Origin of the sequence: Phormidesmis priestleyi ULC007 (assembly GCF_001895925.1) — a bacterium.
GTDB classification, from domain to species: domain Bacteria; phylum Cyanobacteriota; class Cyanobacteriia; order Leptolyngbyales; family Leptolyngbyaceae; genus Phormidesmis_A; species Phormidesmis_A priestleyi_A.
The window spans coordinates 21,760-42,579 of the sequence record NZ_MPPI01000030.1 but is presented as its reverse complement, the minus strand read 5'-3'; the positions used below and the strand labels follow the sequence as shown (position 1 = coordinate 42,579).

The window sequence follows — 20,820 nt, the reverse complement described above, 5'->3', positions numbered from 1 at the left end:
ATGGCAAAGCGCACGACAAGCAGCAATAGTAAGCCTCAGACGACTGCCCAGCGTTTGGGGAGCGTGATTAAGTCAGCGCGGGACATCATGCGAAAGGATAAGGGGCTGAACGGGGAGCTTGACCGCTTGCCGCAGTTGACGTGGATTCTGTTTCTCAAGCTGCTCGATGATGTGGAGAGGATTCGAGAGGAAGAGGCGGTTTTGGCGGGAACGATCGCGAAATATAAACCAACGATCGAGCCGCCTTATCGCTGGCGAGATTGGGCGAGTCATGATGAAGGCATTAGCGGGGAGGAGTTGCAGCGATTCATCAGTAACGATGAGGCGACGCTGCGGGATGGGACGAAGTGTTTGGGGTTGTTTCCCTATTTGCGGGGTCTTCAGAGTAAAACGGGGCGCGATCGCCAAGACATTATTCGCGAAGTGTTTAGGGGCATTAGCAACCGGATGGAGAGCGGGGCGTTGCTGCGAGATGTGGTGAACAAGGTGAATGAGATTCACTTTGATAAGTCTGAGGAAGTGAGTATTCTCAGCGATTTTTATGAGTCGATGCTCAAGGAAATGCGCGATGCGGCGGGAGATTCGGGAGAGTTTTATACGCCGCGTGCGGTGGTGGCGTTTATGGTGAAGGCGATCGCGCCGCAAGTGGGCGAAACGATTCACGACCCAGCTTGTGGGACGGCTGGCTTTTTGGTGGCGGCTTATAAATATCTGAGAGAGAAGTGTCAGCCGAAGGACTGGAAGATTTTGCAGTCGAGCTTGTCTGGCATTGAGGCGAAGTCGTTGCCGCTGATGCTGGCTCAGATGAATTTGCTGCTGAATGGGGTGGAGTATCCAGACGTGGAGCGGAAAAACTCGCTGGGGACTCCGATTAACCAGATTGGGGTGAAGGATCAGGTGGATGTCATTTTGACGAATCCGCCGTTTGGGGGTGAGGAAGAGGCGAAGATTAAGGACAATTTTGACCCCAAAATGCAGACGGCAGAGACGGCGCTGCTGTTTCTTCAGTTGATTATGCGGTTGCTGAAGTCGCGATCAGGGCGGGCGGGAATTGTGGTGCCGAATGGGACGCTGTTTGGCGATGGGGTTTCTGCCAAGATCAAGGAGAAGCTGCTGACTGAATATAATTTGCATACGATCGTGCGGTTGCCGAATGGGGTGTTTGCGCCTTACACGTCGATTCCGACGAATTTGCTATTTTTTGATGCGTCGGGGGCGACTGAGGAGATTTGGTATTACGAAGTGCCGTTACCAGAGGGGCGCAAGAGTTTTAGCAAAACGAAGCCGATGCAGGAAAGCGATTTTGATGGCTGCTTTGCCTGGTGGAATGACAGAACAGAAAATACTCAGGCTTGGAAGTATGACTTTAAGGCGGCTTACGACAAAGCAAAATCGGAGGCACAACCGCATTGGGATGCCGCGAGGAAAGCAGAAGCGAATGCGAATCGAAACGCTAAGAGAGTTAAGGAATTAGAGACGCAGATTCAGAATATTAACGCTTCTCTACTCGATTTTGCATCTGTTAAACAGCAAGCCAAGGTTAAGCAGGAGATTCAAGATCTGAAAGAAGAGCAGAAACAAACTCAGGTAGAGGAACGACAAGAACGGGAGATTGCTAAACAAAAGCAAACAAAAGGGGATTCGCTTTACTGGTGGCTAGAGGGTTAGGAGGACGGAGAGAACGCACACGCCCAGAACTATTTTTGAAAATGGAAATACCGATGCCAACTGTTAAACAACAAAAATATGCTCTTTCAACTTTCAGTCAGCTAGACGCACTCAAGCAACTGCAATCTCAAACAGAAGTCGAGCTTAACGCCTTACTACCCTCAGTTCTCAACAAAGTCTTTGGGGGATTGTAGATCAATTTAATTCTTGTCGGTAAAAAGCTCGATCAACAAGAAAATCTATTTGTATTCTTGTCTGTACAAATTCCAGCCGACAAGAAACCGTGAGTGAATACCTTCTTGCAGAACGAGAACGCCTTCTGACCCTCATCACCGAGATCAGAAACTCTGGTGCGATCGCTCCTGCAAACGTCTGGATCAGCCCCAACTTCCAAACGCTAATCCGCTTAAAGCAAGGACGATGAATCTTTTCATAGTTTGACCGGAACTTTACTGCTTCAGCGTTCCCCAAACGCAAAAGCGATCTCCTGTTCTGAAGGTATGCGATCTCTTTACTTGCCCATCATTCCGGTTACTTCGATCTTAGTCATCATTCCTACTCAGTGAGGGCGATCTGGCAAAGTCAAGGTAGTTAGAGACTTTGCCAGCCCTCGATACAATTGATCTAACGTCCTGATTTTGCATTCGCTTATGACTGCTTCCATTTCTCAGGTCACTCAGTCGAAAACGCCGCAAATTCATCTGTGGAAACCTGCCACTTGGGAAGACTATTTGCTTTACCGCGATCGAGAAACTCCTCCAGATTTGCAACGGCGGCTGTTTTTCGATCGCGGCTATCTTCATAATCGACGATATGACCGGAGAAGGAATTAATCATGCGACGATCGCTCGTCTGATTGCAATGCTGTTCTTGCAAGTTTAGCGTCACAATCGGACAATCAAGACGCTGAACGTTAACGAACCAAAATTTTATGAATGCCTTTCGAGTCGGAATCGCGGGCCCAGTTGGGTCAGGTAAAACCGCGTTAGTCGATGCCCTCTGCAAAGCGATGCGACAAACCTTCAACATTGCTGTTGTGACAAACGATATTTACACCCAAGAAGATGCTCAGTTTCTGGTGAAAAGTCAGGCATTAGAGCGCGATCGTATCCTCGGTGTCGAGACAGGGGGCTGTCCGCACACGGCAATTCGTGAAGATGCCTCGATGAATTTGGCGGCGATCGAAACCCTCGAAAATCGCTTTCTCACCTTAAATCTGATTTTTGTCGAAAGTGGTGGGGACAATTTAGCCGCAACCTTTAGCCCCGAACTGGTTGACCTGAATATTTATGTAATTGATGTGGCAGGAGGCGACAAGATTCCTCGCAAAGGTGGGCCGGGCATCACAAAATCTGACCTGCTAGTGATTAATAAAACTGACCTCGCCCCGTATGTCGGTGCGGACTTGGGCGTGATGGAGCGCGATGCTCGAAAGATGCGCGGTGACAGACCTTTTGTGTTTACAAATCTCAAAATTCAGGAGGGTTTAGGAGCGATCGTAGACTTTATTAAATCCCGCGCAGGGCTGAACATGGAAACAAAGGTAACAACTTAGTCAAAATTTTGTAATCTACTATACAATTACCCCGCGAGGCCAAGTTCTAATATCACAAAGCTATGGCTAAGTTAGTCTTTGAGTGAGTTTTTAGAAATCAACACTGTTCTAAACACCTGCTGGCTCAAGGTGATTTTTTTGGACTTAGTTTAGCGCAATTGTTTCGATAGCTCGTGGGGAGCAAGATCTTATAATTATGACAAAGCGATTTCGTCGGCGTGAATTCCTGATTTTTGGCTCTGCTGCAACAGGCAGTATTCTTCTCAAGGCGTGTGCCCCGTCTGCACCTCCGATCGCAGGCAGTTCAGCTTCTCCGGCAGCAACCACGGCTGCGACCACCGCTTCGGGCAATGGGATCAAAGTGGGAATTTTGCACTCGCTGAGTGGCACTATGGCTATTTCTGAAAAGAGCGTCGTGGATGCCGAGCAACTGGCGATCGAAGAAATTAACAAAGCGGGCGGTGTGTTAGGCAAGCAGATCGAAGCGATCGTCGAAGATGGCAACTCTGACTGGCCTACCTTTGCTGAGAAAGCTAAGAAGCTGATCGACCAGGATAAAGTTGCAACCGTCTTTGGCTGCTGGACATCCGCCAGCCGTAAAGCGGTGTTGCCCGTGTTTGAGGCTAAAAAACACTTGCTCTGGTATCCCGTGCAATATGAAGGGCAAGAGTGTTCTAACAACATCTTCTACACCGGAGCCGCGCCTAACCAGCAAATCGAGCCTTCTGTGCAGTGGTTGCTTGACAACAAAGGCAAAGAATTCTTCCTCGTTGGGTCAGACTATGTGTTCCCTCGCACGGCAAACACCATCATCAAAGCCCAACTCGAAGCCAAAGGCGGCAAAACGGTTGGGGAAGACTACATTCCTCTGGGCAACACCGAAGTCAAAGCGGTGATCGCCAAAATCAAACAAGCGCTTCCCAACGGTGGCGTGATTTACAACAGCTTGAATGGGGATACCAACGTGGCGTTCTTTAAAGAACTGCAAGCCTCTGGCATGGGCCCTGATAAATATCCTTCCATGTCGGTCAGCATTGCCGAAGAAGAAGTCAAAGCGATCGGGGTGGAATATCTCAAGGGTCACTACGCCGCGTGGAACTACTTCCAAACCGTCAACACTCCGGCGAGTAAGAAGTTTGTGGAAGCATTCAAAGCAAAATATGGGGCCGAGCGAGTTGTCAATGACCCGATGGAAGCGGCATACATCATGGTGTATCTGTGGAAGCAATCGGTCGAAAAAGCCAAGACTGCGGACGATCTCGACAAGGTGAAAGCGGCAGCTTATGGGCAAACCTTTGATGCCCCTGAAGGATTGGTGACGATGAACGCAAACCATCACTTGTCTAAATATGTGCGGATTGGTGAAGTCGCCGATGACGGTCTGTTTAAGATTGTTAGTGAAACCAAGGATGCGGTGAAGCCCATACCTTGGAACCAGTTTGTGACCGACACCAAAGGCTTTTCCTGCGATTGGTCTGACCCGGCTAAGGGTGGTAAGTTCAAAACCACTTAAGGTTTAACCGATCGTGAATTAAATAAGCCGGAATAATCTGCGTACGGGCATGGCACTGCCGTGCCCATTATCTCTGCAAGTAACCGATATTATTTAATCTGCGATCGTAAGTTTGAGCTTTAAGTGGTGTCATTTGATTTAAAGCTCAAACCTTAACGTTCTTCGCGATCGTATCTCTGTTTAGAGCTTCACAGAAGCGCAAGACTCTCATTTAGAAGCAAAGCCGATCGTCTAAAACGCAAGTTAAGCAATATCTTCTCTAAAACGTAGCTAATCGGATTGACACGATCGTCCTGCCTCAATAATTTTGCATCTTAGCGCACACTTTTTGACTGAGTGCCATGAGACTCTATGGTTCATTCGCGTAGTCCTTCACCCGAAACATGAATGCTATCAGGATTACTAGACGGTATCTTTAGCGGAATCAGTATTGGTTCTGTTTTGTTGTTGGCGGCGCTAGGGTTAGCGATCGTCTTCGGACTCATGGGTGTGATCAATATGGCACACGGTGAGTTGATGATGTTGGGAGCGTATACCACGTTCATGGTGCAAAACGTTTTCAAATCATTCGGCGGTGCGTGGTTTGAGCTTTATATTTTCTTTGCGCTGATCGCTGCGTTTGTGGTGACAGCACTATTCGGTTTAGTGTTAGAGCGGGGTGTGATTCGCTATCTCTATGGCAGACCGCTCGAAACTTTGCTGGCAACTTGGGGCGTGAGCTTAATTTTGCAGCAGTTTGTTCGCAGCGTTAGCTGGGTCTTAGTGATTGGAATTGTGCTGTTTTGCTTATTATTTTTTGGGGCGTTAAAGCTGCTGTCTCGTCGCCCTGATTTTGATCGCATCCGCAACTGGGTGATCGCGATTATGCTGCCATTATCAGCCGCGATCGCGCTCGTAACCGGAATTGTGGTCGGGCAGGTTTATAAGCTCACCGTAACCAAGCCCTGGTTTGGCGCTCAAAACGTCGATGTGACTGCGCCTAAATGGTTGCGCGGTGGACTCCCAATCGGAGGGTTTCAACTTTCTTACGTCCGCATCTTTATTATGGTGCTGACGATCGCCTGCGTCGTTGCAATTTATCTATTCTTGAATCGATCGACGTGGGGCTTACGGATGCGATCGGTGACGCAAAATCGCAGTATGAGCGCCTGTCTCGGCATCCCTACCCAGAAAGTAGACGCGCTCACATTTGCGATCGGTTCAGGGTTAGCAGGCATCGCAGGCTGTGCGGTCAGTCTCCTCGGTTCGGTGGGCCCTAACACAGGACAAAACTACATCGTAGACACGTTCATGGTGGTAGTCGTGGGCGGCGTGGGCAAACTGGTCGGCAGCATTGTGGCGGCGTTGGTGATTGGCACGACGACCTACCTGATAGGTTCTGGCGTTCTGGCAAATTTACTAGCGCCGATTCAGCCACTTGCAGATTTCTTTACCTTTTTTGCAACCACTAGCATGGCAAAAGTGCTGGTCTTCGCATTGATTATCGTATTCCTGCAATTCCGTCCAGCCGGGCTATTCCCGCAGAAAGGACGAACGGTTGATGCCTGATGAATTATGAATCGCGACAGTTCATAATTTTCCATTTCTTACGTGAAGGGAGCTACCAGTGGACATAACCGCTACAAAACCGAGGTTTGATTGGCAGAAACGGCGCTTCTTGCTGATCGAAGGCGCGATCGTGCTCGTGTTCGTTCTACTGTTGATTTTCGTGATTCCCCAGTTTCTCGTCAGCATTGGCCAGGCGTTTCGCGTCAACTTGCTAGGGCGTTATCTGGCACTGGCGATCGTCGCTTTAGGCATCGATATTATTTGGGGCTACACAGGCATTCTCAGCCTGGGACACGGGCTTTTCTTTGCCCTGGGCGGCTATGCCCTGGCAATGTATCTGCAATTGCAGCCAAACGGACAGTTGCCTGACTTTTTCTCGCTCTATGGCGTGACAGAATTACCTGCGTTTTGGCAGCCCTTTAGCTCATTGCCCTTTACGATTTTTGCGGCGGTTGCAATTCCGACGATCGTGGCTGCCGTGTTGGGATATTTGGTGTTTCGCAATCGCATCCGAGGCGTTTATTTCGCGATCTTGACGCAAGCGGCATTGATTGTCTTTTTCAACCTTTTTAACGGTCAACAAAAACTAATTAACGGCACCAACGGTTTAAAGACCGATACCGCGACGATTTTTGGTCAACCCGCTGGCTCGGCTGCGGTGCAATGGTCGTTCTATGTGCTGACGGTCGTGCTGTTGGCGGGGGCCTATGCCCTTTGTCGTTGGCTCACCAGTGGTCGCTTGGGGCGGTTGCTGATTGCGATTCGAGATGACGAACCGCGCGTTCGATTTACGGGTTATAACCCAACTGCATTTAAAGTGCTAGTATTTGCCGCGTCAGCCGGGTTAGCAGGTGTTGCAGGGGCGCTTTACACCGTGCAGTCTGGCATCATCACACCTAAAGTGATGGATATCGCGTTCTCGATCGAGATGGTGATTTGGGTAGCAGTGGGCGGACGTGCCAGCCTCGTCGGTGCGATTTTAGGAACGCTGGTTGTCAACTTCGCCAAAAGCTTTCTCAGTGAGAAGTTTCCAGAAGTTTGGCTGTTTTTCCAGGGGGCGTTGTTCTTGATTGTGGTCATGGTCTTGCCGGGTGGCTTGATCGGTTGGCTCCGAACGCATGGACTCGATTATTCACGCACCCTCCTCAGAGGCAAGCAGCGAGTCACAACTTACCCCAGCCTTGAAGAAGACCCGGATGTGGAATATGAGCGACAAGATCTTACAAATCGAAAATCTGACGGTTAGTTTTGACGGCTTTAAGGCGATTAAAAACCTTAATTTCAGTCTCGACCCAGGTGAATTGCGGGTGGTCATCGGCCCGAATGGCGCGGGCAAAACCACTTTTTTAGATACGATCACTGGCAAAACGCAGCCCACGATCGGACGGGTGATCTTCAAAGATCGTGACCTGCGCGGATTGAAAGAACATCAGATCGCGCGGATGGGCATTGGTCGCAAGTTTCAAACGCCGCGTGTGTATTTAAACTTGACCCCCCGCGAGGGTTTAGAACTCTCGTGCAATCGACGCAAAAACATTATTGGAGCCGTGTTTGGCAAACCCACCACCGCTGAACGACGCACCGTCAGCGGATTGCTAGACACGATCGGGCTAACCAACAAAGCCGACATTCAAGCCGCGCTTTTATCTCATGGCGAAAAGCAGCGTCTAGAGATTGGCATGCTCGTGGCTCAGTCTCCCGATCTGCTGCTAGTTGATGAACCTGTAGCAGGTTTAACCGATGAAGAAACCGAGAAAGTCGGCGATCTGCTGATGGCACTGGCAGAAAGCCACTCGATTATCGTCATCGAACACGACATGGAATTTGTGCGTCAAATCGCTCGTCAAGTCACCGTCCTACACGAGGGCACTGTCCTCTGTGAAGGCACAATGGACGAAGTGCAAACCGATCCCCACGTGATCGAAGTCTATCTAGGACACCAAGACGAAGCCGAAGCCGCCTAATTCAGGCCTTGGGTAATCTGAAATCTGCCCAAAATCTAAACCATAAAATCCAAAAAATAATATGAGTCAAACAAGCGGTGCAACTGCACAACCAATCAATCCGACAACCGGAACCCCAATGCTAAAGGTATCGGATCTGAATGTTTATTACGGCGAAAGTCACATTCTGCGAAACGTCGATATGACCGTCCATCCCGGCAAAATGGTTTGCTTAATTGGGCGCAACGGAGTCGGCAAAACTACCTTGCTCAAAAGCATTATGGGATTGCTCAAACCCCGTAGTGGCTCGATCGAGCTAACAGGCATCCCAATTTTAGGTAAGTCTCCCGATCAACGCGCCCGCATGGGCATTGGCTATGTGCCGCAAGGACGAGAAGTGATTCCGCGATTGACGGTCAAAGAAAACTTGATTTTAGGCATGGAAGCGCTGCCAGACCGTAAGTCTAAAACTCAAGACATTCCCGATGAGATTTTCGACCTCTTCCCCGTGCTGAAGACGATGTTGTGGCGATTAGGCGGCGACCTGAGCGGCGGACAGCAGCAGCAACTCGCGATCGCTCGTGCGTTGATGGGTCGTCCCCGTTTGCTCGTACTTGACGAACCGACCGAAGGCATTCAACCCTCGATTATTCTCGAAATCGAGGCGGCAGTCCGGCGCATTGTTGCCACCACCGGAGTCTCTGTTCTGCTCGTCGAACAACATTTGCACTTCGTTCGTCAAGCAGATTGGTATTACGCCATGCAAAAAGGCGGCATTGTGGCATCGGGTTCCACCCGCGAGTTGAGCAACGAGGTAGTTCAGCGCTTCTTAGCGGTCTAGCGCCTCATTAGCCGCAGATTTTAAGACGGCATCTAGCAAGCCAGGGAAGCGATCGTCTAATTCTTGCCGTCGCAGCGAGTTGATATGCTGCGTCCCTTCTTTGCGGCAGTGGAGAACCCCAGCATCGCGCAAAATTTTGAAGTGGTGCGATAGGGTAGATTTCGCGATCGGAATGCACAGCGCCGCACAGGGCAGTTCTGCTTGTTCTGCCAGCCGCTGGACAATTTCTAGCCGCACAGGGTCGCCCAGGGCATATAAAACCCCTGCTAAAGAAATCTTTTTAATCTCTGGGTGATAAAATAATCTCATATCTGTATTATGCCATACACCAAGGGTTCGTTCAGTTGTTCGAGATTGTTGAACTATTAGAAGACAAGGCTGATAATATTACCTCTAAAGGCGTAAAAACCTCCAAACTAAAAAACATAGGATTTAAGGGAACTTCGTATGATCTTTGAAATTCTTCATACTTATTGTTGCTGTGCTAGTATCTGGATGTTTGAGGAGACGTTACGGCTGTTTATCAGCATAATTTCGGTGGTGGAGGAGTAACACGAGTGAAAGGTAGTATACCGATCGGGTATTCGAGTCTATGTTTACAGCGAAATCAACCCGGGCCCATTCGCATCGGGGTCATCGGGGTTGGCAACATGGGTCAGCACCACACCAGAGTCTTGAGTATGCTCAAGGATGTGGAGCTAGTAGGAGTTTCGGACATTAATGTAGAACGCGGATTGGACACGGCTAGTAAATATCGTGTCCGATTTTTTGAGGATTACCATGATTTGATTAGTCATGTCGATGCTGTCTGTATTGCGGTGCCAACTCGACTGCATCACGCAGTCGGCATGGCAGCCCTGAGAGCCGGAGTGCATGTGCTGATCGAGAAACCGATCGCGGCTAGCATTGCCGAAGCCGAATCGCTGGTCAACGCTGCTGCTGAATGTAGATGCATTTTGCAGGTCGGGCATATTGAGCGATTTAACCCTGCCTTTCAAGAACTCAGCAAAGTCTTGAAGACAGAGGAATTGCTGGCGATCGAAGCTCATCGCATGAGTCCTTATTCCGATCGGGCCAATGATGTTTCGGTCGTTTTAGATCTGATGATTCATGACATCGACTTGATGTTAGAGCTGGCAGGATCGCAAGTCGTCAAGCTCACCGCCAGCGGCAGTCGTGCCTCCGATTCAGGATACTTAGACTATGTGACGGCAACGCTGGGCTTTGCTAACGGCATTGTGGCAACGCTGACTTCTAGCAAAGTCACCCATCGCAAAATCCGGCGGATTGCGGCTCACTGCAAAAACTCTCTAACCGAAGCTGATTTTCTCAACAACGAGATTTTGATTCACCGTCAGACCACAGCGAATTATAGGACTGACTACGGTCAAGTTTTATATCGTCAAGACGGGTTGATCGAAAAAGTCTACACCAGCAATATCGAGCCACTGCACGCAGAGTTAGAACACTTTGTGGGCTGTGTGCGCGGTGGAAACCAGCCCTCAGTTGGCGGAGAGCAGGCTTTAAAGGCGCTACGTCTGGCGAGTCTGATTGAGCAGATGGCGCTCGATGGAAAAGCCTGGAACACGCAAAAAGAAAGCAAGGTCGTTGAGCTAGACACTCCAGCGATGGCAGTTTAACGTCAGTTCGATGAGTTCTTTCGCTTCGTTCTTCAGGGCTTCAGCCCCCTAAATCCCCCAATTCTGGGGGACTTTGAACTCCGATTCCCCCAGAATTGGGGGGCTAGGGGGGCGTTCCCGGATTGGCAATCGCCACGAGAAACTTACATCGAATTCACGTCAGTTTAGATTCTTCTAAATCAGTTTTTTCATTCCACAAGGCGGGCAGTTTGTCCGCTTTTTTTGTGGGCAATTCTGATAGAAGATGAACGCTCATCTCTGAAGGTCGCTTGCTAATTTGTAACAAATCATTTACATTACTTTACATAAAGAGACTAAATCAAAAGAAAATTCGCTGATTCCAGCTTTTTAAGTTCGTTCACTTTACACTTCTTTAAGTTTAATCTTTTGAAAAATGTTATGAATGCCGATCAACTTCTAGAACGCTATGCATCGGGGGAGCGCGAATTCTTTCAAGCCAACCTGCATACCGCGAGCCTGAGCGAGGTTTGTCTAGCAGACATCAACCTGACTCGATCGGATCTTGCTAACGCCCTTTTGTCTCAGACTATTCTGCGGCAAGCCAATTTAAGCGAAGCCAATCTCACCGCCGCCACCCTGTGGAGAACCGATCTTCGGGGCGCAAAACTAACCTGGGCAACCCTGAACCGATCGAGCCTAATTCGAGCGAGAGTCAGCAAAGCAAAACTTCTGCAAGCGTCTCTGATTAAAACTGATTTGCGATTAGCCGACCTCCGCTATGCCGACCTCACAGGCGCAAACTTGACCGGAGCCGATTTGCGCTACGCGAACTTGTTTGGTGCAAACCTGACCGGGGCAATCCTCAGCAAAGCAAACTTGACTGGGGCAAACTTGAGCAAGGCAAACTTAACAAGAGCCTCTCTTGATCAAGCGATATTGACTAGAACCAAGCTTCTTTCAGCCAATTTGACGGGAGTTGGTTTAACTCGCGTTGATCTGCGGCGGGCAACTTTAACAGAGGCCACCCTGCCGACCGCCGAGCTGACCCTGCAAAGATAACTGAACGATCGCCCCTTTCTAACTGCAAACGTCATTGGTGATGAGGACTCAAAATTCTTTATTGCAAGATTTGCGCCAAGCTTTACCCCAGCTACGATCGCAAATTTATTTCAAAGCTTCATTAACAGCCCTCTCTCATGCGATGGAAGACCTCGTGCTATCTGGGACTGATCAGCCGTTAGTGATTGCCAACTTTCAACAAGAGCGCTTTTATCGTCAAGAAGCCCCACGCTATCAAAAGATTGGTGAAATAACCGATCAAGTCTATGTGTTGGCTGCGCCAGAAACCGCCTTTAACGAGGGTGCAGTCTCCTACACAACGATTGCCCTTTCACCCGATGATCACCTCGCTCAGGAGTGGCATCTGGTCATCGTAGGTCACCATTATTCTGCCTGTCTAGTGTGCCGAGAACACGCCGCACCGATCGGCACACCTTCGTTAGATGAGGTCAGACAGTTTCAAGGGTTTTGGACGTTTGATCCGTCCATTACAATTCAGGCGGCTCGATTGCTGCTAGAGCGCATTGTCGTCTATCGACCAGAGTTGACTCCAAAAGTGCGGATTGCAGAACGAGAATATGGATTGATAGAGCAAGATTCTTTAGCTCAGATTCAGACAGAGATTGACCCAAATCTATTTGTCGATCGCATGGTCAATTATCTGCAAGCGAGCCAATATCGCTTGCTCAACGCCTATCGGACGATCGCCAGCCAAGAACAGAAAGAGCGACTGATTAACTCGATCGCCACGGCAATTCGTCGGTCATTAAACCCCGAACAGATTCTCAATGTCACCGTGACTGAGTTAGGGCGCGTCTTTGGTGCAAGTCGATGTCTACTGCATCGCGACCAATCCGACTATCCGCTGGTCGAATATGAGTCGATCGCCCCTGGGTTGGTATCTCTGCGCGGGCAAGTTTGGTCATTAGCGGCTCATCCTTTGTTTCAGGCGGCATCGGGGCAAACCCAAAATGGCACCCTGGATTCAGAACGCACGATTACGATCGCCGATGTCAGCCAAGATCTAGGCATTCAGTCTGATCTCGCACTCCAGGCTCAACTTCAGAGCTATCAGATCGCAGCGTGTTTGATGGTGCCGATTCGTTACCGAGGCACCTCACTGGGGTTGTTAGAACTGCACCAACCCGAAGCCCATATCTGGAAAGCCGATGAAGTGGCACTCGTCGAGACGATTTCGACTCAGGTGGCGGTCGCCTTAATGCAAGCTCAAGCCTATAGCCGACTTGAAACTCTCAATCATCAACTTGCAGACTTAGAGAAAACTCAAAGTAACTTAATCGCGATCGTCGGGCACGAATTGCGAACGCCTCTATCCACGATTCGGGTTTGCTTAGAGAGTTTGGCAACCGAGCCAGATATGCCGATCGAGTTTCAGCAAGTCATGCTCGAAACGGCGTTAGAAGACTCAGAGCGATTGCGAAAGCTGGTGCAAGATTTTCTCACGTTATCCCGGCTAGAAAGTGGAACCGTGCGCTGGCTAGTCGAGCCAATCTCTTGTCAAGAATGTCTAGAGTTAGTCTTGAGTCGTTACACATCTGGTCGCGATCATCCTCAAATTGTGTTGGATATAGACGATCCACTACCTCTAGTGTTGGTGGATGGGGACGGCTTGATCGAAGTGTTGAACAAACTTCTCGATAACGCCTGCAAGTTTACGCCTGCTGATGGAAAAATAACGATTCGCACGCAACTCGCAGAGAAGACTGACTGCGATCGAGCCAATGTTCAGTTAGAAATCGTGATTGCAGATACGGGGCGGGGCATTGAGCCAAATCGATTAGAAGCCGTCTTCGAGCGCTTCTCACAAGAAGAGGGATTTTTGCAGCGAACTGTAGGCGGAACGGGTTTAGGATTAGCAATTTGTCAACGCACGATCGAGTCGATGGGCGGCACCATTTGGGCAGAATCGCGGGGCAAAAACCAGGGCAGTGAATTCCATTTCACCGTCAAAGTCGCGTAGGGGCATGGCATGCCGCGCCTTGATCTATCAGAATTAACTGACGTTAATCGAGTATGCGACGATGGATGAAACACGATCGTCTCTTTTCAGTGCCACAATGCTCGATTTGCTGCTTATCACAACCCTGGGGTTTCTCGGAAGCTTTGGGCACTGCCTGGGGATGTGTGGCCCGTTGACCGCTGCCTTTTCTCTGTCGGGGCAGGCTGCATCCTCAACGTGGCAACGCCAATTAACGTTTAATCTGCTGCTCAATTTAGGGCGAGTGTTGAGCTATGCGCTGGTCGGGGCAGCGATCGGGGCACTCGGCTCTGTCTTAATCGCAGGTGGACAATTGGCGGGCATCGATAGCGCTCTGCGTCGAGGCTTGGCGATTTTTACAGGACTGCTGCTAATCTGGTTCGGACTCTCGAATATCAATCCCAAATTTTTGCCGCATGTGCCTGTGTTGCATCCATTTGCAGGGAAGCTGCACGATCGCCTCAGCCGTACCATGATGCACCTCTCTCAAGCCAAACAGTGGTGGACTCCGGCTTTGTTAGGAATGGTTTGGGGCTTGGTTCCCTGCGGGTTTCTCTATGCAGCTCAAATTAAAGCCGCCGAGACTGGCAGTCTGTGGATGGGTGCGGCGACAATGCTGGCATTTGGCTTAGGAACCACACCGATGATGTTGGGGGTTGGCGTTTCGACTGCTTTGGTGAGTGCCGATCGCCGCAGTCAATTATTTCGACTCGGAGGCTGGGTAAGTTTGACGATCGGTCTTTTGCTGCTGCTGCGAAGCGGTGATATGGTCGATTACACCGGACACGCCGCCCTGTCGCTGCTGCTGCTGGCACTGATTGCTCGACCCATTAGCCGTTTATGGTCGGCTCCCTTGCGCTATCGTCGAGCGTTGGGAGTTGGCGCATTTGTGCTGTCGCTGGCGCACGTTTCTCACTTTGTCGATCACGCTTTCAACTGGAATCTTCAGGCAATTTTCTTTATGCTGCCCCAGCAACAGTGGGGGATGTGGGCAGGAATTTTAGCATTGGGATTGATGATCCCGGCGGCGCTCACTAGCTTTGATGTGATGATGACAAAACTGGGTCAAACCTGGCGAAAAATTCACTGGTTGAGTCTTCCTGCGCTGCTTTTGGTCGCGATCCACACAGGGTTAGTCGGCTCTAGCTATTTGGGCGAACTGCAACTCACAGCGGCTCACTGGCTACGGGTGATTTTGTTAGGCGTGTCAGTTGTTGGCGTGTTGTTAATCCGATCGCGCTTCGTTTGGTCACTCCTATCTCTCGAAAAATTCTATGTCGCACCGTCCCGCAAATAAAAGAACTATCGGCTATGGCGCTCTAGTGTCGATCGCTGCTCTCTTGCCCATCCTTTCCGCTCAGGCGCACAACGTTAAAACCTCTAGTGACGTGGCTGCGCTTTTTCATATCGAGCCAGACCACAATCCCAAAGCGGGTCAGTCTTCTCGCGCCTGGTTCGTCCTGACTAGGAAGGGCGGAGAGCTAATTGCGTTAGAAAAATGCAACTGCAAGTTAGAAGTTCATCAAGAACCGCACAAAGAAAGCTCTGAACCGCTCTTAGAACCGCCGCTAAAAGCCATCTCTGCTGAACAATACCAAGGGGTTCCAGGTGCAGAAATCGTCTTTCCGAAGGCGGGAATCTATGAGCTAGAGTTAAGCGGCACGGCTAGAGATGGACAAAGCTTTCAGCCGTTTGAATTGTCTTATAGTGTCACCGTTCAGTCAGGTGAAGCGGCACAACCCTCGATCGCGCCCTCCCCGATCGCCCAAGTTCCCACTGAGACGGCTGGCTCTCGAAATGGATGGCTATTGCCTGGAGTTGCGATCGCTGCCCTTCTAGGAGTCGGTGTTTGGCTGATAAACCGGAAGTAAAGTGAGGCGAATCCCAGTCCTAAAGGACTGGGATTCGCCGGATAAATCAGGTTTACCCAGTCTCGCCACAGCCACCACCAGTTCGTCTGAGTCAACGGGTTTAGACAAATGCCATTGAAACCCAACCGATAAGGCTTGTTGCTGGTTGATGTCTCCAGCGTAGGCAGTCACCGCGATCGCCGGAATCTCTCCCCCTTGTTGAGGCGGCAAAGTTCGCACTTGTCGCATTAGCTCATAGCCATCCATCTCTGGCATTCCGACATCGCTCACCAACACTTGGTGAGGAGTCTGCGCCAACGTTTGCAACACTTCTTCAGCCGAAGTGACGGAGGTCACGCTGGCGCCTGACTGCTCTAGCACAAAGGTGATTAAGTCACGAGAGTCTGTGTCATCATCGACGATTAAGACATTCATTCCTTGCAGGCTCAGAGAAGCGGTGGGTTGCAACCCCTCAACCGAGGATGCAGAGTTTTCGGTGAGCGGCAAACAGATTGTAAAGGTCGCCCCTTGCCCGTCACCGCGGCTATCTGCCTCGACTGTGCCGCCGTGTAGATCAACAATTTGACGCACGATCGCCAGTCCTAACCCCAGTCCGCCAAAGGTGCGAGTTGTCGAGCCATCTTCCTGTCGAAAATAGTCAAACACGCTGGGCAAAAAGTCTGCGCCAATGCCCTTGCCCGTATCCATCACCTGAATTTGGGCATGAGTATCGGTGCGCCTGAGCCGAACCTCAATTCGTCCCCCTTCAGGCGTGAATTTGACCGCATTGGACAGCAGATTCCAGATAACCTGCTGCAAGCGCGTGGGATCTCCCATCACTTCCACCGTGGGGTCAAACACGGTTTGAATGTCAACCTCTTTTGCTTGCGCGGCTAATCGAACTGTGTCTAGCGCTGCCAAGATGCAGTATTCCAAATTAATCGGAGTCAGCTTGAGTGTGAGTTTATCGCGCAAAATTCGCGAGACATCTAGCAGATCTTCAATGAGCTTTGCTTGTAGTTGGGCATTGCGCTCGATCGTGGCGAGTGCCTCGGTGGTTTTTGCCTGATCAAATTTGCGGGTTTGCAGCAGCTTAACCCAGCCCAAAATCGGGTTGAGGGGTGAGCGTAACTCGTGAGATAGCACCGCCAAGAATTCATCTTTGAGACGATTGGCGTTCTCAGCTTCTCGTGCCGCTCGCTCTTGCTCTAGAAGTTGTGCTTCTGTTTGTTTGCGATCGCGAATGTCGCGAATCAGCCAGCGCAAACCCTCGATCGTTCCAAAAGCGCTGCGAATGCAAGTCACCGTCACCTCAACTGGAATCGCGTCACCCTGTCGAGGCTGCACTTGCAACTCCCAGTTTTGGATCTGCTCAAGCGCTGGCAATCGATTGAGTTGCTGATAAAAAGCTCGCCGATCTGAGTGAGCAATAAAAACATTCAGGGGTTTGCCGATTAAAAACTTTAAGTCTACAGAGAGCAAGGTGACGATCGCGTGGTTAGCTTCTTGAATGACCCCAACCTGATCTGTCACCAAATAACCGTCGGGCGCAAAGTTAAACAGATCTTGATAACGCTGCCTTTCGGCTACCAATGATTGATTTCGCTCGTGCAGTTCTTCTTCCGCAGCCTTCAGTTCCTCAAAGGTGAGCTGCAACTCCTCATTGATGACGGCTAGCGATCGGTTACGTTCCTCTAACTGAGCAATACTATCAGCGTTCTCTTGCGTTAGGGACTGATGATCGGCCATAGCACTAGCTTCTTCTTCAGGAGACATATTGTCTTTTGCAAAATCAGTTAAAACTGCAAAGCAGAGTTTGAGAAACTGACGAATAAGAGCAGAGTAATGTGAATGGCTATGCTTCTCTATCTACTTTAAGAAAGAGAGTTTTCAACGTGGGTCGTTAGGAGCATGCTGTGCCGTATAGGGCGATCGCTACATGAGATATAAGATTCTGCAAGACTGGACTAAAAGAATCTGAACCAACTTTGTTTAAATTAAGGGTAGATTTAGAATCTAACGCGATGTACGACTTTCCTAAAACCGCCCAAAAGCATGCCTCACCCTAGCCCTCTCCCCAAAGAGAGGGAACCAGAGATTGATTGAAAGCCCCCTCTCCCGTAGGAGAGGGGTTGGGGGTGAGGGTTCTTCGCACATCGCGTAATCTACCTCCAGGATATTCGACTTTTAGCGTTTCACTTTTTACCCTTCATCATGATCGATCACGACGTAATCATCGTTGGCGGCGGATTAGCAGGTTCTCGTGCTGCTTTAGAAATTGTTCGCACAAACCCCAGTCTCAGCGTCGGCTTAGTCGCAAAAACTCACCCGATTCGATCGCACTCGGTTGCAGCACAGGGCGGCATGGCAGCAACCCTCAAGAATGTGGATGCAACTGACACATGGGAAGCTCACGCCTTCGATACGGTCAAGGGTTCAGATTATCTTGCTGATCAAGATGCGGTTGCCATTCTGACTCAAGAAGCGGCAGATGTTGTGATCGACTTAGAACACATGGGAGTCTTGTTCTCTCGCCTCCCTGATGGCAGAATCGCTCAACGCGCGTTTGGCGGACACTCCCACAACCGCACCTGTTATGCCGCCGACAAAACCGGACACGCCATTTTGCACGAGCTAATCTGCAACTTGATGAAACACGGCGTTAAAGTCTACGAAGAATGGTATGTCACCCGCCTGATTCTCGAAGAAGGACAGGCAAAAGGCATCGTCATGCGAAACATCCAAGACGGAACGCTGGAAGTTGTCAGAGCAAAAGCCGTGATGTTTGCCACAGGCGGCTATGGTCGCGTTTATAACACCACCTCTAACGATTACGCCTCGACGGGTGACGGGTTAGCCATGACCGCTATGGCAGGTTTGCCCCTCGAAGACATGGAGTTTGTGCAGTTTCACCCGACCGGATTGCCCGTCGGCGTTTTGATCTCCGAAGCCGTGCGCGGAGAAGGAGCTTATTTGATTAACAGCGAGGGCGATCGCTTCATGGCAACCTACGCCCCTTCTCGCATGGAGCTTGCCCCCCGCGATATCACCTCCCGCGCCATCACCTACGAAGTTCGCGCAGGTCGAGGAGTCAATCTCGACGGCACAAAGGGCGGTTCGTTTGTCTATTTAGACTTGCGCCACATGGGGAAAGAAAAGATCATGAGCCGCCTGCCCTTCTGCTGGGAAGAAGCCCATCGTTTTTTAGGCATTGATGCGGTGACGCAGCCGATGGCGATTCGTCCCACAGTTCACTACTCAATGGGCGGCATTCCGGTCAACACTGACGGGCGGGTGAGAAGCAGTGCGAATGATCTAGTCGAAGGATTCTTCGCAGCAGGAGAAGCGGCGTGTGTGTCAGTGCATGGAGCAAATCGGCTGGGCAGCAATTCGCTTTTAGAGTGCGTGGTTTATGGGCGCAGAACGGGTGCGGCGATCGCGCAATATATCCAAACCCGTAAATTGCCAGAGGTGGATGGCGATCGCTACATCACCGAAACTGAAACTCAAATTCAGACCCTCCTCGACCAGCCCGGACAGTATCGCATCGCCGAAATTCGCCAAGCCTATCAAGACTGCATGACTGACCACTGCGGCGTTTTTAGAACGGAAGAAGTGATGCGAACCGGACTGGCGAAGCTCAAAGAAATCCAGCAGAAATACACGCAAATTCGGCTCGACGACAAAGGCACACTCTGGAACACTGAAATCACAGAAGCCTTGGAGCTAAGAAGTCTGCTCGTTGTGGGTGACATGATCCTCACGTCTGCCCTCAGCCGACAAGAGAGCCGAGGCTCACACTTCCGCGAAGACTTCTCACAGCGAGACGATCGAAACTTTCTCAAGCACACACTCGCCTACTACTCTCCGGCTGGCATCGATCTCGACTATGTGCCCGTTGTTGTTAACATGTTTGAGCCACAAGAACGCAAATATTAAAGGAAAAACGGTTCGTATTAACGCGATCGAATACTACATCCGAGAAGTCAACCAGATTTTAGGAATTTTGATGGGTGCGATCGCCGCCGTCTCAACACTAGGATGCGCCGCTTAGGAAAAACTTTAATCGGTCGGCTCCAATGCATCATGGGGAGGCTGCTGACTCCTGCCGCTTTTAGCCGCTTCTAGCTTTTGCCGAATCGCCGTTTGAACTTTTTCATCGAAATCAGGGTCATCGGGACTCGCAATAATCCTGCGCGGACGCTGATTAATTCTGTCTAAATAGGCTTGAAAAGCGGCTTTATCTCCCCGATGCTTGAGAAAATACTGTTTCAATTCAGCGTCAGACATTGCATCATAATCAGTCTGGCTCATCAGATAACGCTCCGTTGGGCAAAATTTGGAACTCAAGCTCTTCGTCAGATCCAGCGAGGACGTACACATTGCGAGTTCGCATATCAACGCAAATTAGATGTACGGGTTGAAGCATCGTAAACGTCAATTGATATCCGATCCGATACAGACTCGCCAGTTGAGAAGCAGTGGGCATTTTGATTAGTCACACCATCTGCTGCTCATTTTAGCAATTGTTTCTAGTTAACCCTGCGATCGAAGACTACATCCGAGAAGTCAACCAGATTTCGGGAATTAACGATCTAACGTTAGTGATCATCGGCGGTAAGCAACCTCGAACTCAGCGCCAAGATCTTCCCTACTGTCCGTTGCCCCACGGTTGTTATACGGCGCTAATCTCCCACCTCCACAGATTTCCAACATCAGGATCGATAGTCTCTGATCCTTTGGTCATCCCGCACTTCTTCAATACTCTAGTCGATGCATTATGTTCTGCCAGTGTGTGAGCGCAAACACAGTCCACTAACTTTGACCCAAACGCTATCTCAATCAGCTGACGTGCCGCAGAAGTTGCAAACCCTCTGCCCTGATAATTTGGGGCGACAGAGTAACCAATCTCAATGGTGCGCTTAGAATCTGGAACTGATTTGAAGCCTCCAAGCCCAACCAACGCCTGGTCAGGACGAAAAAGAAACAGATACGGTAGCCAAGGATGCCAAATTTGCGAACCTTGCATCTGGTTCAAAATGTATTGAAGTGCCCCTTCAAAAGGCATATACCCATCGACCACTTGAAGCCCGTAAGCTTTTAGAAAAGCATCTGCGCCCTCAATCAACTTTTCAAGGTGTTCAACGGAGCAAGGAACAATTTCTACATCCATGATTCAGGCTTCCTCAACAGATAAGCTTCAAATGCTGCCCCAACTAAAACGCCAGCAGTATAACTGTTGT

Annotated in this window: 22 protein-coding genes; 16 read left to right on the top strand and 6 right to left on the bottom strand. The window is 50.0% G+C overall.

The window, feature by feature from the left end:
- The 3 genes from BRW63_RS19905 to BRW63_RS28420 all read left to right on the top strand — a co-directional run bounded on the left by BRW63_RS19905 (position 1) and on the right by BRW63_RS28420 (position 2,092).
- A complete protein-coding gene (locus BRW63_RS19905; RefSeq protein ID WP_073074155.1) occupies positions 1-1,668 on the top strand; it encodes a type I restriction-modification system subunit M in 1,668 nt (555 codons plus the stop codon).
- Positions 1,669-1,721: 53 nt separating this feature from the next.
- Complete coding sequence (locus tag BRW63_RS28425) at positions 1,722-1,862, top strand: hypothetical protein (RefSeq protein WP_181314436.1); 141 nt, start codon at positions 1,722-1,724, stop codon at positions 1,860-1,862.
- An 89-nt stretch (positions 1,863-1,951) separates the two neighbouring features.
- Positions 1,952-2,092 carry a hypothetical protein gene (locus BRW63_RS28420; RefSeq protein WP_181314435.1) on the top strand — a complete coding sequence of 47 codons (141 nt, stop codon included), beginning with the start codon at positions 1,952-1,954 and terminating at the stop codon, positions 2,090-2,092.
- 248 nt (positions 2,093-2,340) lie between these two features.
- Here the strand turns inward: BRW63_RS28420 and BRW63_RS19900 are convergent, their stop codons facing one another.
- Positions 2,341-2,556 carry a hypothetical protein gene (locus tag BRW63_RS19900; protein WP_073074154.1) on the bottom strand — a complete coding sequence of 72 codons (216 nt, stop codon included), beginning with the start codon at positions 2,554-2,556 and terminating at the stop codon, positions 2,341-2,343.
- Positions 2,557-2,599: 43 nt separating this feature from the next.
- Here BRW63_RS19900 and ureG point away from each other — a divergent pair, with 43 nt between their 5' ends.
- The 6 genes from ureG (at position 2,600) to urtE (ending at position 9,068) form a co-directional block, all read left to right on the top strand.
- On the top strand, positions 2,600-3,223 hold the full coding sequence (gene ureG / locus BRW63_RS19895) for an urease accessory protein UreG (protein WP_073074153.1): 624 nt from the start codon (positions 2,600-2,602) through the stop codon (positions 3,221-3,223).
- Between the two features lie 196 nt (positions 3,224-3,419).
- A complete protein-coding gene (urtA, locus tag BRW63_RS19890; protein ID WP_073074152.1) occupies positions 3,420-4,736 on the top strand; it encodes an urea ABC transporter substrate-binding protein in 1,317 nt (438 codons plus the stop codon).
- A gap of 387 nt (positions 4,737-5,123) precedes the next feature.
- On the top strand, positions 5,124-6,284 hold the full coding sequence (locus tag BRW63_RS19885) for an ABC transporter permease subunit (RefSeq protein WP_073074151.1): 1,161 nt from the start codon (positions 5,124-5,126) through the stop codon (positions 6,282-6,284).
- Between the two features lie 58 nt (positions 6,285-6,342).
- The gene (gene urtC, locus BRW63_RS19880) at positions 6,343-7,530 is read left to right on the top strand and encodes an urea ABC transporter permease subunit UrtC (protein WP_244913236.1); all 1,188 of its coding nucleotides are present in this window, start codon (positions 6,343-6,345) and stop codon (positions 7,528-7,530) included.
- Positions 7,490-8,248: an urea ABC transporter ATP-binding protein UrtD gene (gene urtD / locus BRW63_RS19875; protein ID WP_073074150.1), complete on the top strand. Its 759-nt coding sequence runs from the start codon at positions 7,490-7,492 to the stop codon at positions 8,246-8,248. Before urtC ends, urtD begins: the two co-directional genes overlap by 41 nt.
- A gap of 61 nt (positions 8,249-8,309) precedes the next feature.
- Positions 8,310-9,068, top strand: coding sequence for an urea ABC transporter ATP-binding subunit UrtE (gene urtE, locus BRW63_RS19870; protein ID WP_223257442.1), 759 nt, complete (start codon positions 8,310-8,312; stop codon positions 9,066-9,068).
- Here urtE and BRW63_RS19865 read toward each other — a convergent pair.
- Entirely contained in the window at positions 9,057-9,377 is a 321-nt protein-coding gene (locus tag BRW63_RS19865) for an ArsR/SmtB family transcription factor (RefSeq protein WP_073074149.1), read from the bottom strand. The two genes, urtE and BRW63_RS19865, sit on opposite strands and share 12 nt — an antisense overlap.
- Positions 9,378-9,625: 248 nt before the next feature.
- Here BRW63_RS19865 and BRW63_RS19860 point away from each other — a divergent pair, with 248 nt between their 5' ends.
- The 5 genes from BRW63_RS19860 to BRW63_RS19840 all read left to right on the top strand — a co-directional run bounded on the left by BRW63_RS19860 (position 9,626) and on the right by BRW63_RS19840 (position 15,598).
- Complete coding sequence (locus BRW63_RS19860) at positions 9,626-10,708, top strand: Gfo/Idh/MocA family protein (RefSeq protein WP_219898640.1); 1,083 nt, start codon at positions 9,626-9,628, stop codon at positions 10,706-10,708.
- Positions 10,709-11,107: 399 nt separating this feature from the next.
- On the top strand, positions 11,108-11,728 hold the full coding sequence (locus BRW63_RS19855; protein WP_073074148.1) for a pentapeptide repeat-containing protein: 621 nt from the start codon (positions 11,108-11,110) through the stop codon (positions 11,726-11,728).
- Between the two features lie 40 nt (positions 11,729-11,768).
- Positions 11,769-13,709, top strand: coding sequence for a DICT sensory domain-containing protein (locus tag BRW63_RS19850; protein WP_073074147.1), 1,941 nt, complete (start codon positions 11,769-11,771; stop codon positions 13,707-13,709).
- 97 nt (positions 13,710-13,806) lie between these two features.
- The gene (locus BRW63_RS19845; protein ID WP_073074168.1) at positions 13,807-15,024 is read left to right on the top strand and encodes an urease accessory protein UreH domain-containing protein; all 1,218 of its coding nucleotides are present in this window, start codon (positions 13,807-13,809) and stop codon (positions 15,022-15,024) included.
- A complete protein-coding gene (locus BRW63_RS19840) occupies positions 15,002-15,598 on the top strand; it encodes a hypothetical protein (RefSeq protein WP_073074146.1) in 597 nt (198 codons plus the stop codon). The genes BRW63_RS19845 and BRW63_RS19840 overlap by 23 nt, the downstream gene beginning before the upstream one ends.
- On the opposite strand, the gene BRW63_RS19835 is transcribed toward BRW63_RS19840, so the two are convergent.
- A complete protein-coding gene (locus tag BRW63_RS19835; protein ID WP_073074145.1) occupies positions 15,563-17,353 on the bottom strand; it encodes a hybrid sensor histidine kinase/response regulator in 1,791 nt (596 codons plus the stop codon). The genes BRW63_RS19840 and BRW63_RS19835 overlap by 36 nt on opposite strands.
- 438 nt (positions 17,354-17,791) lie before the next feature.
- On the opposite strand from BRW63_RS19835, the gene BRW63_RS19830 reads away from it, so the two are divergent.
- Both BRW63_RS19830 and BRW63_RS28415 read left to right on the top strand, forming a co-directional pair.
- A complete protein-coding gene (locus tag BRW63_RS19830; RefSeq protein ID WP_073074144.1) occupies positions 17,792-19,516 on the top strand; it encodes a succinate dehydrogenase/fumarate reductase flavoprotein subunit in 1,725 nt (574 codons plus the stop codon).
- Positions 19,491-19,631: a hypothetical protein gene (locus BRW63_RS28415; RefSeq protein WP_181314434.1), complete on the top strand. Its 141-nt coding sequence runs from the start codon at positions 19,491-19,493 to the stop codon at positions 19,629-19,631. Before BRW63_RS19830 ends, BRW63_RS28415 begins: the two co-directional genes overlap by 26 nt.
- An 8-nt stretch (positions 19,632-19,639) precedes the next feature.
- On the opposite strand, the gene BRW63_RS19825 is transcribed toward BRW63_RS28415, so the two are convergent.
- The 3 genes from BRW63_RS19825 to BRW63_RS19815 form a co-directional block, all read right to left on the bottom strand.
- Positions 19,640-19,891: a DUF6887 family protein gene (locus tag BRW63_RS19825; RefSeq protein WP_073074143.1), complete on the bottom strand. Its 252-nt coding sequence runs from the start codon at positions 19,889-19,891 to the stop codon at positions 19,640-19,642.
- Positions 19,878-20,066 carry a DUF6888 family protein gene (locus tag BRW63_RS19820; protein WP_073074142.1) on the bottom strand — a complete coding sequence of 63 codons (189 nt, stop codon included), beginning with the start codon at positions 20,064-20,066 and terminating at the stop codon, positions 19,878-19,880. The genes BRW63_RS19825 and BRW63_RS19820 overlap by 14 nt, the downstream gene beginning before the upstream one ends.
- A 186-nt stretch (positions 20,067-20,252) precedes the next feature.
- A complete protein-coding gene (locus BRW63_RS19815) occupies positions 20,253-20,750 on the bottom strand; it encodes a GNAT family N-acetyltransferase (RefSeq protein WP_073074141.1) in 498 nt (165 codons plus the stop codon).
- Positions 20,751-20,820 lie beyond the last annotated feature (70 nt).

What these genes read in the sequence shown, in the direction of transcription:
- BRW63_RS19905 (WP_073074155.1), top strand. Translation starts at nt 1, where the DNA reads ATGGCAAAGCGCACGACAAGCAGCAATAGTAAGCCTCAGACGACTGCC.
- BRW63_RS28425 (WP_181314436.1), top strand. Translation starts at nt 1,722, where the DNA reads ATGCCAACTGTTAAACAACAAAAATATGCTCTTTCAACTTTCAGTCAG.
- ureG (WP_073074153.1), top strand. Translation starts at nt 2,600, where the DNA reads ATGAATGCCTTTCGAGTCGGAATCGCGGGCCCAGTTGGGTCAGGTAAA.
- urtA (WP_073074152.1), top strand. Translation starts at nt 3,420, where the DNA reads ATGACAAAGCGATTTCGTCGGCGTGAATTCCTGATTTTTGGCTCTGCT.
- BRW63_RS19885 (WP_073074151.1), top strand. Translation starts at nt 5,124, where the DNA reads ATGCTATCAGGATTACTAGACGGTATCTTTAGCGGAATCAGTATTGGT.
- urtD (WP_073074150.1), top strand. Translation starts at nt 7,490, where the DNA reads ATGAGCGACAAGATCTTACAAATCGAAAATCTGACGGTTAGTTTTGAC.
- urtE (WP_223257442.1), top strand. Translation starts at nt 8,310, where the DNA reads ATGAGTCAAACAAGCGGTGCAACTGCACAACCAATCAATCCGACAACC.
- BRW63_RS19865 (WP_073074149.1), bottom strand. Translation starts at nt 9,377, where the DNA reads ATGAGATTATTTTATCACCCAGAGATTAAAAAGATTTCTTTAGCAGGG.
- BRW63_RS19855 (WP_073074148.1), top strand. Translation starts at nt 11,108, where the DNA reads ATGAATGCCGATCAACTTCTAGAACGCTATGCATCGGGGGAGCGCGAA.
- BRW63_RS19850 (WP_073074147.1), top strand. Translation starts at nt 11,769, where the DNA reads ATGAGGACTCAAAATTCTTTATTGCAAGATTTGCGCCAAGCTTTACCC.
- BRW63_RS19845 (WP_073074168.1), top strand. Translation starts at nt 13,807, where the DNA reads ATGCTCGATTTGCTGCTTATCACAACCCTGGGGTTTCTCGGAAGCTTT.
- BRW63_RS19840 (WP_073074146.1), top strand. Translation starts at nt 15,002, where the DNA reads ATGTCGCACCGTCCCGCAAATAAAAGAACTATCGGCTATGGCGCTCTA.
- BRW63_RS19835 (WP_073074145.1), bottom strand. Translation starts at nt 17,353, where the DNA reads ATGTCTCCTGAAGAAGAAGCTAGTGCTATGGCCGATCATCAGTCCCTA.
- BRW63_RS19830 (WP_073074144.1), top strand. Translation starts at nt 17,792, where the DNA reads ATGATCGATCACGACGTAATCATCGTTGGCGGCGGATTAGCAGGTTCT.
- BRW63_RS19825 (WP_073074143.1), bottom strand. Translation starts at nt 19,891, where the DNA reads ATGAGCCAGACTGATTATGATGCAATGTCTGACGCTGAATTGAAACAG.
- BRW63_RS19820 (WP_073074142.1), bottom strand. Translation starts at nt 20,066, where the DNA reads ATGCCCACTGCTTCTCAACTGGCGAGTCTGTATCGGATCGGATATCAA.
- BRW63_RS19815 (WP_073074141.1), bottom strand. Translation starts at nt 20,750, where the DNA reads ATGGATGTAGAAATTGTTCCTTGCTCCGTTGAACACCTTGAAAAGTTG.